Source organism: Klebsiella sp. HMSC25G12, from assembly GCF_001807705.1.
In the GTDB taxonomy this organism is placed as follows: Bacteria; Pseudomonadota; Gammaproteobacteria; order Enterobacterales; family Enterobacteriaceae; genus Klebsiella; species Klebsiella variicola.
Map to the genome: position 1 here is coordinate 13,519 of NZ_KV789785.1, position 15,161 is coordinate 28,679.

Sequence of the window (15,161 nt, forward strand, 5' to 3'; positions counted from 1 at the left end):
CCAGGGAGTTGTTATGTCTGCCAAACATCCGGTGATCGCCGTCACGGGCTCCAGCGGCGCGGGCACTACCACCACCAGCCTTGCCTTTCGCAAAATCTTCGCGCAGCTAAACCTGCACGCCGCGGAGGTGGAAGGCGATAGCTTTCATCGCTACACCCGCCCGGAAATGGACATGGCGATCCGCAAGGCGCGGGATCAGGGCAAACATATCAGCTACTTTGGCCCGGAGGCGAACGACTTTGGCCTGCTGGAGCAGACCTTTGTCGACTATGGCCGCCACGGAAAAGGCCAGTCGCGGAAATACCTGCATACCTATGACGAAGCCGTACCGTGGAATCAGGTGCCAGGGACTTTCACCCCCTGGCAGCCGCTGCCGGAGCCGACAGACGTACTGTTCTATGAGGGGCTGCACGGCGGGGTTGTCACGCCGCATCATGATGTCGCCAGCCATGTCGACCTGCTGGTCGGCGTAGTGCCTATCGTTAACCTCGAGTGGATCCAAAAGCTTATTCGCGACACCAGCGAGCGCGGCCACTCCCGGGAGGCGGTGATGGACTCAGTCGTCCGCTCGATGGAAGACTACATCAACTTCATTACCCCGCAATTTTCCCGCACCCATATCAACTTTCAGCGCGTGCCGACGGTAGACACTTCCAACCCGTTTGCCGCGAAAACTATTCCCTCGCTGGACGAGAGCTTTGTGGTGATCCATTTCCGTAACCTGCAGAATATCGACTTCCCCTGGCTGCTGGCGATGCTGCAGGGGTCGTTTATCTCGCACATGAACACGCTGGTGGTGCCGGGCGGTAAAATGGGGCTGGCGATGGAGCTTATCATGACGCCGCTGGTCGAGCGCCTGATGGAAGGCCGCAAGATCGGCTAACAGAAAAAACCCCGGCCAGGCCGGGGTTGAGATGCTTCACAACGGCAGGCGAAGACTACGCCTCGATCACTTCATAGGAGTGGGTGATCTTCACCGCTTTTTCCAGCATCAGCGCCACCGAGCAGTATTTCTCTGCCGACAGATCCACCGCCCGGGAGACCGCGGCATCTTTCAGCGCCTTACCGGTGACGATAAAGTGCAGATTAATATGCGTAAACAGACGCGGCGCCTCTTCGCGGCGCTCCGACGTCAGCTTCACTTCGCAGTTGGTCACCTCATGGCGACCTTTTTGCAGAATAGAAACCACATCGATCGCACTGCAACCGCCCGCCGCCATCAGCACCATCTCCATCGGGCTGGGTGCCTTATCCCCGGAGTTGCCATCCATCAGAATCTGGTGTCCTGACGCGGACTCCCCGATAAAGGTTAACCCTTCAACCCATTTCACACGCGCTTGCATAAAATTTAACTCCAGTATCGCAATTTTCCTGTCAGATTACGCGCACATAACAATTCTCGCAACGGAAGGCGACCTGCGTCATGCTGAAGCGAGACACCAGGAGACATGCGGCGAAAGCTATGCTAAAACAGTCTGGATGCTACAGTATTACATTGATGTACTGCATGTATGCAGAGGAGTTCACATTACGGGCTGTCGAAAAATCATCAGCCAGCTTCCCAGGTATAGGGAAACAATACGATTGCATGCCCGGACGCCGTGTAGTGTCGGCGCCCGGAGATAGCTTATAACAGAGGATAACCGCGCATGGTGCTTGGCAAACCGCAAACAGACCCTACCCTTGAATGGTTCTTGTCTCATTGCCACATTCATAAGTACCCATCAAAGAGCACGCTGATCCACCAGGGTGAAAAAGCAGAAACGCTGTACTACATCGTTAAAGGCTCCGTGGCTGTACTCATCAAGGATGAAGAAGGTAAAGAGATGATCCTCTCCTACCTCAACCAGGGCGATTTCATCGGTGAATTAGGCCTGTTTGAAGAGGGTCAGGAGCGTAGCGCCTGGGTACGGGCGAAAACCGCATGTGAAGTGGCCGAAATCTCTTATAAGAAATTCCGTCAGCTGATCCAGGTTAACCCGGACATTCTGATGCGTCTCTCTTCGCAAATGGCTCGCCGTCTGCAGGTCACGTCTGAGAAAGTGGGCAACCTCGCCTTCCTCGACGTGACGGGCCGTATCGCCCAGACGCTGCTGAACCTGGCGAAGCAACCTGATGCCATGACCCACCCGGACGGTATGCAAATTAAAATTACCCGTCAGGAAATTGGTCAGATCGTCGGCTGCTCTCGTGAAACGGTTGGCCGTATTTTGAAAATGCTGGAAGATCAGAACCTGATTTCCGCACACGGTAAAACTATCGTCGTCTACGGCACCCGTTAAGTTGCTAAGCGGCGTATTGCTCCTGCAGTACGCCGTTTTTGTTTTTCCCTCATGTGGCGCAGGCTGATTTACCACCCGGAAGTCAACTATGCACTGCGGCAAACGCTGGTGCTGTGTCTGCCTGTGGCCATCGGTCTTCTGCTCGGCCATCTCCAGCAGGGGCTGTTGTTTTCCTTAGTGCCCGCCTGCTGCAACATTGCCGGTCTTGATACCCCACATAAGCGCTTTTTCAAACGTCTGATTATCGGCGGCTGTCTGTTTGCCGGATGCAGTCTGGTGGTGCAGTTGCTGCTCGCTCAGGCCATTCCCCTGCCGCTTATTCTCAGCGGCCTGGCGCTATTGCTCGGCGTCACCGCGGAGATCAGTTCGCTGCACGCGCGCCTGCTGCCCGCGTCGCTGATCGCCGCTATCTTTACCCTGAGCCTGGCGGGCAATATGCCCATCTGGGAACCACTGCTGATCTACGCTTTCGGTACGCTGTGGTACGGCGTGTTTAACTGGCTCTGGTTCTGGCTGTGGCGCGAACAGCCGCTGCGGGAGTCGCTCAGCCTGCTTTACCGGGAACTGGCTGACTATTGTGAAGCCAAATACAGTCTGTTGACCCAGCATACCGATCCGTCGACCGCCCTGCCGCCGCTGCTCACCCGCCAGCAGAAGGTAGTCGACCTGATTACCCAGTGCTATCAGCAGATGCATATGCTGGCCGCCAACCAACGCAACGACCACAAGCGTCTGCTGCGGGCGTTCCAGGTTGGGCTGGATCTACAGGAACATATTTCGGTTAGCCTGCATCAGCCAGAAGAGGTACAAAAGCTGGTGGAACGCAGCCATGCCGAAGCGGTGATCCGCTGGAATGCGCAAACCGTCGCTGCCCGCCTGCGCGTGCTGGCGGATGATATTCTCTATCATCGCTTTCCGCAGCGTTTTCAGATGGATAAACAGATTGAGGCTCTGGAAAAGATCGCCCGCCAGCATCCGGACAACCCGGTCGGTCAGTTCTGCGCCTGGCACTTTAGCCGTATCGCCCGGGTGCTGCATACCCAGCGCCCCCTGTATGCCCGGGATCTGATGGCCGACAAAGAGCGTCGTTTACCGCTGTTTCCCGCGCTAAAGAACTATCTGTCGCTGAAATCACCCGCACTGCGCAATGCCGCGCGCATCAGCGTCATGCTGAGCGTCGCCAGCCTGATGGGCAACGCCCTGCATTTGCCGAAGCCCTACTGGATCCTGATGACGGTGCTCTTCGTCACGCAAAATGGCTATGGCGCCACGCGGGTGCGAATTGTTCACCGGGCGGCGGGAACGCTCGCCGGCCTGGTCATCGCCGGGCTAACCTTGCACTTTCACGTTCCGGAGAGCTATACCCTGAGCGGGATGCTGCTGATTACCCTGCTCAGCTATCTGATCATCCGTAAACACTATGGCTGGGCGATGGTAGGCTTTACGGTGACGGCGGTGTATACCCTGCAACTGCTGACGCTCAACGGCGAACAGTTTATTGTCGCCCGGCTTATCGACACGCTTATCGGCTGCCTGATCGCCTTCGGCGGGATGGTCTGGCTGTGGCCGCAGTGGCAGAGCGGCCTGCTGAAAAAAAACGCCCACGATGCGCTGGAGGCCGACCAGCAGGCGATTCGCCTGATCCTCAGCGCCGATCCAAAAGCCCCCGCGCTGGCCTATCAACGCATGCGCGTCAACCAGGCGCATAACGCGCTCTACAACTCCCTGAATCAGGCGATGCAGGAGCCCGGTTTTAATACCCACTACCTGGAAGATATGAAGCTGTGGGTGACGCACAGTCAGTTTATCGTCGAACACATCAACGCTATGACCACCCTGGCCCGGGAGCATACGATGCTCACCCCGGATCTTGCCCAGCGCTATCTCGAATCTTGTGAGATTGCCTTGCAACGCTGCCAGCAGCGGCTGGACAGCGATGGTCCCGGCAGCGCAGGGGATGCCAATATTCTGGAGTCGCCGGAAACAGAGGTGCCGAACGGTCCGTTAAGTACCCTGGAGCAGCACCTGCAACGCATTCTGGGCCATCTGAACACCATGCATACCATATCGTCAGTAGCATGGCGTCAGCGGCCGCATCATGGCATCTGGCTGCGGAAAATCAGCCGTTAATCACCTTTGCCACTGCCTGGGCAAAACGCGCCATCCCCTCGGCAATATCCTGCTCGTCGATGATCAGCGAGGGAACAAAACGCATCACGTCCGGCCCGGCGTTGAGCACCATGACGCCGGCTTGCGCAGCGGCATAGAGGAAATCACGCGCGCGGCCCTTGTGCTGCGGCTTGAGTTCGGCGCCAATCAGCAGGCCCATCCCGCGAATATCACTGAACAGATCAAATTCAGCATCCAGCTGCTGCAGGTGTTTGACGAACAGTTCGCGCTTCGCGCTCACGCCATCCAGCACCGCCGGGGTATTGATTAGATCGAAGGCGGCGTTGGCGACCGCGCAGGCCAGCGGGTTGCCGCCGTAGGTTGAGCCATGGGAACCCGCATGGAAGGCGCTGGCGATCTCATGGGTGGTCAGCATGGCGCTGACCGGGAAGCCGCCGCCGAGCGCTTTGGCGCTGGTCAGAATATCCGGCGTCACACCGTAATGCATATAGGCGAACAGCGATCCGGTACGTCCCATACCGCACTGCACTTCATCAAAGACTAACAACGCCTGGTGCTGATCGCACAGCTCACGCAGCCCCTGCAGGAAGGCCGGCGTCGCTGCCGTCACGCCGCCTTCGCCCTGAATCGGCTCCACCACCACTGCGCAAGTGTGGTCATCCATCACCGCTTTTACCGCCTGCAGGTCGTTGAAGGGAACATGGACAATATCCGCCGGTTTCGGGCCGAAACCATCGGAGTACTTCGGCTGCCCACCGACGGAAACGGTAAACAGGGAGCGGCCATGGAAGGCATTATGGAAGGCAATGATTTTGGTTTTATACGGGCTATGGCGGGTCACCGCATAGTGACGCGCCAGCTTAAAGGCCGTTTCATTGGCTTCCGTACCGGAGTTCATAAACACCACGCGCTCGGCGAAGGTGGCCTCGACAAGTTTACGTCCCAGACGCAGCGCTGGCTCATTGGTAAAGACGTTGCTGGTGTGCCACAGCGTTTCGCCCTGCTCGTGGAGCGCCGCTACCAGCGCCGGGTGGCAATGGCCGAGCGCCGTCACCGCGATACCGCCGGCAAAATCAACATACTCTTTGCCCTGCTGATCCCAGACGCGGCTGCCTTTCCCTTTCACCGGGATGAATTCTGCTGGTGCATAAATCGGCAAAATAACTTCATCGAATGTGGCGCGGGTGATTGCCGGTTGTTCAGTTGCCATGTCTTGCCCATCCCTCTTCGTTATGCAGATGTAATCATGAAAATATAATCACAAAATATGCATAAAAAATCAGTCAATGGCAACTGAAAATCACCGCTTCAGAAAGTTTTCCAGCAATTGATGGCCCTGCTCGCTGAGGATGCTTTCCGGATGAAACTGCATGCCCTCAAGATCCCAGTCGCGGTGGCGGATCCCCATAATCTCAGCGCTGGCGCTGCGGGCGGTGACGATAAACTCGGGCGGGAGCGTCGGCGGGTCAATCACCAGCGAGTGATAACGGGTCACCGTCAGGGGATTATTCAGCCCCTGAAACACCCCTTCGCCGTTATGCTCAATAAGCGAGGTTTTACCATGCATCACCTGTGCCGCCCGTACGATGGTCGCGCCAAACGCCTGGGCTATCGCCTGGTGCCCGAGACAGACGCCCAGTAGCGGCGTTTTCCCCGCATAGTGGCGGATAACCGCGAGGGAAATCCCCGCCTCATTCGGCGTGCAGGGGCCTGGCGAGATCACGATTTTCTCCGGCGCCAGCGCCGCTATCTCCTCCAGCGTCAACGCATCATTGCGCCTGACCAGTACTTCCGCACCCAGTTCGCAGAAGTACTGATACAGATTCCAGGTGAAAGAGTCATAATTATCGATAAGCAGGATCATAGCGGCTCCGGAACAATCAAAACCGGGCTATTCTACTCAGATTCCCGCGCTTCGCTTACCACTTTGCGAAAGATCGCCACCAGCGGAGCCGGATCGCCCATCGCGCTCTGCTGGCAGGCCGCGCTCCAGCCGGCGGGGTCGACGTCACGCCAGTCAAGCAGGTAGCCGGCATGTATCGCCAGCTGTTCAAAGAAAATGCGCTGGGTCAGGCCATTGCCAAGACGAAAAGGATGCAGCACATTAATTTCGCCATAGAACCAGCTCAGGCGTTCGATAAAGGTCTCGCGCGGCAGGCCATTGAGATAATCCTCCTGCTCAAGGGCCTGCATCAGGGCGTTCCCCTCCTCCTCGATCCGGGCAAAGTGGCAGAACGGCGTATCGCCCAGATAGAGGTTCACTTCACGCAACCGGCCGGCCCAGTCAAACAGATCCTGATACAGCTGATGATGAATCGCGCACAGATAGGGTAAGCCGCGCACCCGCGGCCCCAGCGGCAAGGTTGCCGCCCGCAACGCCGTCATCTCAAAGGCGGCCTGTTGCAGATTTTTAGCCTGCCGGATGCCGAGGCGGTTGCGCAGGACATTCAGCGCCGGGTAGAGGTAAGGATCGCGTTCATCGCCGAATTTATCGCTCATACTCCCTCCGCAGCGTCGCCAGACGCGCCAGCGCCTCTTCGGCAGTCAACGTAACCAGCGGCACCGTCACGCCTTCAAGGCGACGACTGGCCTGAAAATTGGTATTGCGTGTCTGTTCCCAGAGTCGGGATTTTTGCTTTTCGGTGAGTGGACGCATCGTCGCCCCCCTTATCGTCCCCTGTGTGCCACAAGTATAAGCAGCAATTTCAGGTTATGCCGGGAGGCAACCGGGCGCGGCGATAGCACACCGCGCCGTGGAAGGATTAGGGCAGCACTTTCGCAGAGAGGATAACAACCGGTTTGGTCGGCACATTCTGGTATGGGCCGACGTTATGGGTCTGGACCTGGGAGATCTTATCCGCGACGTCCAAACCTTTCACTACCTTGCCAAACACCGCATAGCCAAAGTCGCGCTGACCATGGTCAAGGAAGGCGTTATCCGCCACGTTGATGAAGAACTGGCTGGTGGCGCTATCCTGATCGGCGGTACGCGCCATCGCGATGGTCCCGCGGGTGTTGCGCAGGCCGTTGTCTGCTTCATTCTTGATCGGCGGGTTAGGCTGTTTCTGCTGCATCTGCTCGTTAAAGCCGCCGCCCTGCACCATGAAACCCGGGATCACGCGGTGGAAGGTGGTGTTGTTGTAGAAGCCGCTGTTGACGTACTTCAGGAAGTTATCCACGGAAATCGGGGCTTTCTGACTGTTTAACTCAAGCTCAATGTTCCCTGCCGAGGAGGTCAGCAGCACATGCGGATCGCCCTTTGCCGCCATGGCCGGGGAGAACGCTGAAATGGCGAAAACGGCAGCCATCGCCGCCAGTGTTGATTTGAGCATGGAAATTCCTTAACGGAGCAGAATAAAAGCGAGTGCCTTGATTCTAAAGAGCCTTTGCATCCTGGGCCAGCCTTTTACCAAATTTTACTTAGCTGTAATAATTGTAACCGCGCAAACGTTCTCCTGTGCGGCGAATAAAGTGTGATGCATGTCACATTAAACCATGCAAAAGATAACCACTTTCACAATAAACATTTGATTACATCACCTGAACGAATAAAATCTGTCCGCCCGGCGCAGCGTCAACGCGCTTTACCTTTCTATTCACAGGCCAGTCATGACTAACAGCAACCGTATTAAGCTCACATGGATCAGCTTCTTCTCCTACGCCCTGACCGGCGCGTTGGTGATCGTCACCGGGATGGTGATGGGTAACATTGCGGATTATTTCCATCTGCCCGTTTCCAGTATGAGCAACACCTTTACCTTTCTGAACGCCGGTATTCTGATCTCTATCTTCCTCAATGCCTGGCTGATGGAAATCGTGCCGCTGAAAACTCAGCTGCGCTTTGGCTTTATTCTGATGGTGCTGGCGGTGGCCGGCCTGATGCTCAGCCACAGCCTGGCGCTGTTTTCCGCGTCGATGTTCGTTCTCGGCCTGGTGAGCGGGATCACCATGTCGATCGGGACCTTCCTGATCACCCATATGTATGAAGGCCGTCAGCGCGGAGCGCGTCTGCTGTTTACCGACTCCTTCTTTAGCATGGCGGGAATGATTTTCCCGATGGTCGCCGCCGTCCTGCTGGCGCGCAGCATCGAGTGGTACTGGGTCTACGCCTGTATTGGTCTGGTGTATGTCGCCATTTTCGTCCTGACTTTCGGCTGTGATTTTCCGGTGTTGGGCAAAAAAGCGCAGAGCGAAAACAGCCAGCCGGTAGTGAAAGAGAAGTGGGGCATCGGCGTGCTGTTCCTCTCCGTTGCGGCGCTGTGCTACATCCTCGGTCAGCTGGGCTTTATCTCCTGGGTACCGGAATATGCGAAGAGCCTGGGCATGAGCCTCGGGGATGCCGGTAAACTGGTGAGCGATTTCTGGATGTCCTACATGATCGGCATGTGGTCATTCAGCTTCATCCTGCGCTTCTTCGACCTGCAGCGTATCTTAACCGTCCTCGCCGGGCTCGCGACGGTGCTGATGTACCTGTTTATCAATGGTTCCCCGGAGCATATGCCGTGGTTTATTCTGACCCTGGGCTTCTTCTCCAGCGCCATCTACACCTCGATCATTACGCTCGGCTCGCAGCAGACGCGGGTCGCTTCGCCGAAGCTGGTGAACTTTATCCTCACCTGCGGCACCATCGGCACCATGCTCACTTTCGTGGTCACCGGCCCGATTGTGGCTGCCAGCGGTCCACTGGCAGCGCTGCACACCGCTAACGGCCTCTATGCCGTGGTATTCGTGATGTGCTTTATCCTCGGCTTCGTCTCCCGTCACCGCCAGAACAACGCTCAGGCGGCGTCTCACTAAGCCTTCGGCCCCTTTGCGTCCGCAAGGGGGCTGTTCCTCATAAAAGAGAGCTCCTCGCCACCGCGGTCGGTCTGGATCCAGGTTTGCGCCAGCTGGGTGGTCGCGATCACCCTTCCCTGGCGAATTGACCAGCGCACAGGCACCTGGCAGCGGACGGCCTCAAAGCCATTCTCCGCCGGGAGAATGATCAGGTTAGCCGGGTTGCCGCTGACAATGCCGTAATCCTCCAGGCCAAACGTGCGGGCGCTGTTGGCGGTGATAAGCTTCAGACCGTCGTTGATCTGCTGGTAGCCCATCAGCTGGCAGACGTGCAGGCCCATATGCAGGACCTGCAGCATATTGCCGGTCCCCAGCGGGTACCACGGGTCAAAGACGTCATCATGACCAAAGCACACGTTGATCCCCGCCGCCATCAGCTCCTTCACCCGGGTAATCCCCCGTCGCTTAGGGTAGTCATCAAACCGGCCCTGCAGATGAATATTCACCAGCGGATTGGCGACAAAGTTGATACCGGAGAGCTTAAGCAGGCGGAACAGGCGCGAGGTATAAGCGCCATTATAGGAGTGCATGGCGGTGGTATGGCTGGCCGTCACCCGCGCCCCTATCCCCGCCTTTAACGCCAGCGCGGCAACGGTTTCAACAAAGCGCGACTGTTCATCGTCAATTTCATCGCAGTGAATATCCAGCGGGCGATCATATTTTTGCGCCAGCCGGAAGGCGATATGCAGCGACTCCACCCCATATTCACGGGTGAACTCAAAATGCGGGATGGCCCCAACGACGTCCGCCCCCAGCTTGAGGGCCTCCTCCAGCAGCGCCTCGCCGTTGGGGTAAGAGAGGATCCCCTCCTGTGGAAAAGCAACTATCTGCAACTCAACCCATGGCGCGACCTCCCGTTTGACCTCCAGCATCGCCTTCAGCGCTGTTAACGTGGGATCGGAGACGTCGACATGAGTGCGGACAAACTGCACGCCATTGGCGATCTGCCACTTCAGGGTTTTCCACGCCCGGGCTTTGACGTCCTCATGGCTGAGCAGCGCTTTTCGCTCCGCCCAGCGCTCAATCCCCTCGAACAGGGTGCCGGACTGGTTCCAGTGCGGCTCGCCGGCCGTCTGGGTGGTATCCAGGTGGATATGCGGCTCAATAAAAGGCGGGATCGCCAGCCCGCCGCGAGCGTTCAACACCTCGTAGCTTTCGTCGCGCGCCTCGCCCATCGGCGTGATCTCGCCAAAGCGGCCCTTATCAATCGCTATTTGCCACAGGCCGTCGCGGTCTGCCAGGCGTACGTTCTGAATTAACCAAAGCGGCGCTGCTGTCATATCACCTTCTCCATTCAATATGGCTAGTTTTCTGCCCAACCCCAATCGCGGCCCATCCAATTCTTGTACACAAAATCAGCAAAAAGGAAAAGCCAGCGTTTTCCATAACTTAGAAAAATACAGACAAATCAATTATATACCCATTAAGTGGTAGGTGAAGTTGTCATTGATTTGCATCAATAAGCCTGATGGCTGAATCGTTAAGGTAGGCGGTAATAGAAAAGAAATCGAGGCAAAAATGAGCAAAGTCAGAATCGCTATCATCGGTAACGGCATGGTTGGCCATCGCTTTATCGAAGAGCTTCTCGATAAGGCGCCTGCCGGACAGTTCGACATTACCGTGTTCTGTGAAGAACCGCGTATCGCCTACGACCGTGTCCACCTGTCGTCTTATTTCTCCCACCATACCGCAGAAGAGCTGTCGCTGGTGCGCGAAGGTTTCTATGAGAAACACGGCGTCAAGGTGCTGGTCGGCGAACGGGCGATCACCATCAACCGCCAGGAGAAGGTGATCCACTCCAGCGCCGGGCGCACCGTGTTCTACGACAAGCTGATTATGGCGACCGGCTCATACCCCTGGATCCCGCCGATTAAAGGCGCGGAAACTCAGGATTGCTTCGTTTATCGCACCATCGAAGATCTTAACGCGATTGAATCCTGCGCCCGTCGCAGCAAACGCGGCGCGGTGGTCGGCGGTGGCCTGCTAGGCCTGGAAGCCGCAGGCGCCCTGAAAAACCTCGGCGTGGAAACCCACGTGATCGAGTTCGCGCCGATGCTGATGGCCGAGCAGCTCGACCAGATGGGCGGCGAGCAGCTGCGGCGCAAAATTGAAAGCATGGGCGTGAAAGTTCACACCAGTAAAAATACCAAAGAGATCGTCCAGCAGGGCACCGAGGCGCGTAAAACCATGCACTTCGCCGACGGTAGCGAGCTGCAGGTCGATTTCATCGTCTTCTCAACCGGGATCCGCCCGCGCGATAAGCTGGCCACCCAGTGCGGGCTGGCGGTCGCCCAGCGCGGCGGCATCATGGTCAACGATAGCTGCCAGACCTCCGACCCGGACATCTACGCCATCGGGGAATGCGCCAGCTGGAACAACCGCGTGTATGGCCTCGTCGCCCCGGGTTATAAAATGGCCCAGGTGGCCGTCGACCATCTCCTCGGCAGTGAAAACAGCTTCACCGGCGCCGACCTCAGCGCCAAGCTGAAGCTGCTGGGTGTGGACGTGGGTGGGATCGGCGATGCCCACGGCCGTACGCCGGGCGCCCGCAGCTACGTCTATCTCGACGAAAGCAAAGAAGTTTATAAGCGCCTGATCGTCAGCGCCGACAATAAAACGCTGCTCGGCGCGGTGCTGGTCGGTGACACCAGCGACTATGGCAATCTGCTGCAACTGGTGCTCAACGCTATCGAGCTGCCGGAAAATCCGGATTCGCTGATCCTTCCGGCCCACGCCGGCAGCGGCAAGCCGTCGATCGGCGTCGATAAACTGCCGGACAGCGCGCAGATCTGCTCCTGCTTTGACGTCAGTAAAGGCGACCTGATCGCCGCCATCAACAAAGGCTGCCACACCGTCGCGGCGCTGAAAGCGGAAACCAAAGCCGGAACCGGCTGCGGGGGTTGTATCCCTCTGGTGACGCAGGTGCTCAATGCCGAACTGGCGAAACAGGGCATCGAGGTCAACAACAACCTGTGCGAACACTTCGCTTACTCCCGCCAGGAGCTGTTCCACCTGATCCGCGTGGAAGGCATTAAAACCTTCGACGAACTGCTGGAAAAACACGGTCAGGGTTATGGCTGCGAGATCTGTAAGCCGACCGTCGGCTCTCTGCTGGTCTCCTGCTGGAATGAGTACATCCTCAAACCGCAGCACACGCCGCTGCAGGACACCAACGACAACTTCCTTGCCAACATTCAGAAAGATGGCACCTACTCGGTGATCCCGCGCTCCGCTGGCGGCGAAATCACGCCGGAAGGGCTGGTCGCCGTGGGCCGTATCGCGCGTGAATTCAATCTGTACACCAAAATCACCGGCTCCCAGCGCATCGGCCTGTTTGGCGCGCAGAAAGACGACCTGCCGGAGATCTGGCGTCAGCTGATTGAAGCGGGCTTCGAAACCGGCCACGCCTACGCCAAAGCGCTGCGGATGGCGAAAACCTGCGTCGGTAGCACCTGGTGCCGCTACGGGGTCGGCGACAGCGTCGGCTTCGGCGTGGAACTGGAAAACCGCTACAAAGGCATCCGCACCCCGCACAAAATGAAGTTCGGCGTCTCCGGCTGCACCCGCGAATGTGCGGAGGCCCAGGGCAAAGACGTGGGGATCATCGCCACCGAGAAAGGCTGGAACCTGTACGTGTGCGGTAATGGCGGGATGAAGCCGCGCCACGCCGATCTGCTGGCCGCGGACCTTGATCGCGAGACGCTGATTAAGTATCTCGACCGCTTTATGATGTTCTACATCCGCACCGCCGATAAGCTGACCCGCACCGCGCCGTGGCTGGACAACATGGAAGGCGGCATCGACTATCTGCGCAGCGTCATCATCGATGACAAGCTGGGCCTGAACGACCATCTGGAAGAGGAGCTGGCTCGCCTGCGCGCCGCCTTCGCCTGCGAGTGGACCGAAACCGTCAACAACCCGGCGGCGCAGACCCGCTTCAAACACTTTATCAACAGCGACCAGCGCGACCCGAACGTACAGGTGGTGCCGGAACGTGACCAGCACCGCCCGGCCACGCCCTATGAGCGCATCCCGGTCACGCTGGTGGAGGAAAACGTATGAGCCAGTGGGTAAACATCTGCAAAATTGACGACATCCTGCCGGCCACCGGCGTCTGCGCGCTGCTCGGCCAGCAGCAGGTGGCGATCTTCCGTCCCTACCAGGACGACAGGGTATTCGCCATCAGCAACATTGACCCGTTCTTCAAGGCCAGCGTGCTGTCTCGCGGGATTATCGCCGAACATGATGGCGCGCTATGGGTTGCCAGCCCGCTGAAAAAGCAGCGCTTCCGCCTGAGCGACGGCCTGTGCATGGAAGATGCCAGCCACTCCATCGCCCGCTTCGACGCCCGGGTGAAAGACGGCCAGGTGCAGCTTAAAGCGTAAGTCCTCTTCCTCCCCCCGGCTACGGGGGGAGACATAAGCAACACTTCTGACCGACAACGCATGAGTGCGGGATAAGTCGCATGTTTTGTATTACCTTTGCTGCTATTCTACGACCACGCATTTTCTACCCCTTATTTTCATGAGGTTATTCTGTGGATCACTTACCCATATTCTGCCAGTTGCGCCAGCGGGATTGTTTACTGGTTGGCGGCGGGGATGTCGCCGAACGCAAGGCCCGTCTGCTACTGGATGCTGGCGCAAACGTCACGGTCAATGCGCTCGACTTCACCCCGCAGTTTCAGGTGTGGGCCGATTCACAGATGCTAACCCTGGTGCAGGGTGAGTTTATCCCCTCGCTGCTGGACACCTGCTGGCTGGCCATTGCCGCTACCGATAATGAGACGGTGAACCAGCAGGTCAGCGATGCAGCCGAAGCGCGGCGTATCTTCTGTAACGTGGTGGATGCCCCGCGTCAGGCCAGCTTTATTATGCCATCCATCATCGACCGCTCGCCGCTGATGGTCGCCGTCTCTTCGGGCGGGACATCGCCGGTACTGGCGCGCCTGCTGCGCGAGAAGCTGGAGTCAGTCTTACCCCTGCATCTCGGCCAGCTGGCCCGCTATGCCGGCCATCTGCGCGCGCGCGTTAAGCAGCAGTTTGCCAGCGTGGGCGAACGCCGCCGCTTCTGGGAGAAGCTGTTTGTGAACGACCGGCTGGCGCAGTCGCTGGCCAATGACGATCGGCAGGCGGTGGCGGATACCACCGAGCAGCTGCTGACGGAGCCGTTGGAGCATCGCGGCGAGGTGGTGCTGGTTGGCGCCGGCCCCGGCGACGCCGGGCTGCTCACGCTCAAAGGCCTGCAGCAGATCCAGCAGGCCGACGTGGTGGTTTATGACCGGCTGGTTTCCGACGACATCATGAATCTGGTGCGTCGCGATGCCGACCGGGTGTTCGTCGGCAAACGTTCTGGCTACCACTGCGTCCCGCAGGAGGAGATCAACCAGATCCTGCTGCGTGAAGCGCAAAAAGGAAAACGCGTGGTCCGGCTGAAAGGCGGCGATCCCTTTATCTTTGGCCGCGGAGGGGAAGAGCTGGAAACCCTCTGTGAGGCAGGCATCCCCTTCTCCGTTGTTCCAGGCATCACCGCCGCCTCCGGCTGCTCCGCCTACTCGGGGATCCCGTTAACACACCGCGATTTCGCCCAGGGCGTCCGCCTGGTCACCGGCCACCTGAAAACCGGCGGCGAGCTGGATTGGGCGAACCTGGCGGTGGAGAAGCAAACCCTGGTGTTCTACATGGGCCTGAACCAGGCGCCGGCGATCCGCGAGAAGCTCATTGCTCACGGCATGGCGGAAGATATGCCCGCCGCCATCGTCGAGAACGGCACCGCCGTGTCGCAAAAAGTGGTCAGCGGCACCTTAGGGCAACTGGATATCCTGGCGCAGCAGATGGCTAGTCCGGCGCTGATCATCGTCGGCCGCGTGGTCGGCCTGCGGGATAAACTGAACTGGTTCTCGAACCACTAATC

General features: G+C 58.2%; 14 protein-coding genes. 7 read left to right on the forward strand and 7 right to left on the reverse strand.

Annotated features, from left to right (window positions below; all coding sequences use genetic code 11):
* The first annotated feature begins 13 nt into the window (after window positions 1-13).
* The gene (locus HMPREF3096_RS01355) at window positions 14-883 is read left to right on the forward strand and encodes a phosphoribulokinase (RefSeq protein ID WP_008807033.1); all 870 of its coding nucleotides are present in this window, start codon (window positions 14-16) and stop codon (window positions 881-883) included.
* 55 nt (window positions 884-938) lie between these two features.
* On the opposite strand, the gene HMPREF3096_RS01360 is transcribed toward HMPREF3096_RS01355, so the two are convergent.
* Complete coding sequence (locus HMPREF3096_RS01360) at window positions 939-1,343, reverse strand: OsmC family protein (RefSeq protein ID WP_004202200.1); 405 nt, start codon at window positions 1,341-1,343, stop codon at window positions 939-941.
* Between the two features lie 306 nt (window positions 1,344-1,649).
* Here HMPREF3096_RS01360 and crp point away from each other — a divergent pair, with 306 nt between their 5' ends.
* Window positions 1,650-2,282 carry a cAMP-activated global transcriptional regulator CRP gene (gene crp / locus HMPREF3096_RS01365; RefSeq protein WP_000242758.1) on the forward strand — a complete coding sequence of 211 codons (633 nt, stop codon included), beginning with the start codon at window positions 1,650-1,652 and terminating at the stop codon, window positions 2,280-2,282.
* Between the two features lie 51 nt (window positions 2,283-2,333).
* On the forward strand, window positions 2,334-4,412 hold the full coding sequence (locus HMPREF3096_RS01370; RefSeq protein ID WP_012540426.1) for a YccS/YhfK family putative transporter: 2,079 nt from the start codon (window positions 2,334-2,336) through the stop codon (window positions 4,410-4,412).
* Here the strand turns inward: HMPREF3096_RS01370 and argD are convergent.
* From argD to ppiA, 5 genes are all read right to left on the reverse strand, one after another.
* Window positions 4,402-5,622: a bifunctional acetylornithine/succinyldiaminopimelate transaminase gene (gene argD / locus HMPREF3096_RS01375; RefSeq protein ID WP_008807030.1), complete on the reverse strand. Its 1,221-nt coding sequence runs from the start codon at window positions 5,620-5,622 to the stop codon at window positions 4,402-4,404. The two genes, HMPREF3096_RS01370 and argD, sit on opposite strands and share 11 nt — an antisense overlap.
* Window positions 5,623-5,712: 90 nt before the next feature.
* Window positions 5,713-6,276 carry an aminodeoxychorismate synthase component 2 gene (gene pabA / locus HMPREF3096_RS01380; protein WP_032731331.1) on the reverse strand — a complete coding sequence of 188 codons (564 nt, stop codon included), beginning with the start codon at window positions 6,274-6,276 and terminating at the stop codon, window positions 5,713-5,715.
* A gap of 32 nt (window positions 6,277-6,308) precedes the next feature.
* Window positions 6,309-6,911 (reverse strand): putative adenosine monophosphate-protein transferase Fic, encoded by a 603-nt coding sequence (locus HMPREF3096_RS01385; RefSeq protein ID WP_008807028.1) that lies wholly within the window; start codon window positions 6,909-6,911, stop codon window positions 6,309-6,311.
* Window positions 6,901-7,068: a YhfG family protein gene (locus HMPREF3096_RS01390; protein ID WP_012540423.1), complete on the reverse strand. Its 168-nt coding sequence runs from the start codon at window positions 7,066-7,068 to the stop codon at window positions 6,901-6,903. Before HMPREF3096_RS01390 ends, HMPREF3096_RS01385 begins: the two co-directional genes overlap by 11 nt.
* Window positions 7,069-7,174: 106 nt before the next feature.
* A complete protein-coding gene (ppiA, locus tag HMPREF3096_RS01395) occupies window positions 7,175-7,744 on the reverse strand; it encodes a peptidylprolyl isomerase A (protein WP_070544253.1) in 570 nt (189 codons plus the stop codon).
* A gap of 277 nt (window positions 7,745-8,021) precedes the next feature.
* Between ppiA and tsgA the strand changes: the two genes are divergently transcribed.
* The gene (gene tsgA / locus HMPREF3096_RS01400) at window positions 8,022-9,209 is read left to right on the forward strand and encodes an MFS transporter TsgA (RefSeq protein WP_002920240.1); all 1,188 of its coding nucleotides are present in this window, start codon (window positions 8,022-8,024) and stop codon (window positions 9,207-9,209) included.
* On the opposite strand, the gene HMPREF3096_RS01405 is transcribed toward tsgA, so the two are convergent.
* Window positions 9,206-10,528 (reverse strand): cytosine deaminase, encoded by a 1,323-nt coding sequence (locus HMPREF3096_RS01405; RefSeq protein ID WP_012540421.1) that lies wholly within the window; start codon window positions 10,526-10,528, stop codon window positions 9,206-9,208. The two genes, tsgA and HMPREF3096_RS01405, sit on opposite strands and share 4 nt — an antisense overlap.
* A gap of 238 nt (window positions 10,529-10,766) precedes the next feature.
* On the opposite strand from HMPREF3096_RS01405, the gene nirB reads away from it, so the two are divergent.
* The 3 genes from nirB to cysG all read left to right on the forward strand — a co-directional run bounded on the left by nirB (window position 10,767) and on the right by cysG (window position 15,159).
* Complete coding sequence (gene nirB / locus HMPREF3096_RS01410) at window positions 10,767-13,310, forward strand: nitrite reductase large subunit NirB (RefSeq protein ID WP_070544254.1); 2,544 nt, start codon at window positions 10,767-10,769, stop codon at window positions 13,308-13,310.
* Window positions 13,307-13,633 (forward strand): nitrite reductase small subunit NirD, encoded by a 327-nt coding sequence (nirD, locus tag HMPREF3096_RS01415; RefSeq protein ID WP_032731333.1) that lies wholly within the window; start codon window positions 13,307-13,309, stop codon window positions 13,631-13,633. The genes nirB and nirD overlap by 4 nt, the downstream gene beginning before the upstream one ends.
* 152 nt (window positions 13,634-13,785) lie before the next feature.
* On the forward strand, window positions 13,786-15,159 hold the full coding sequence (gene cysG, locus HMPREF3096_RS01420) for a siroheme synthase CysG (protein ID WP_012967144.1): 1,374 nt from the start codon (window positions 13,786-13,788) through the stop codon (window positions 15,157-15,159).
* Window positions 15,160-15,161: the final 2 nt, after the last annotated feature.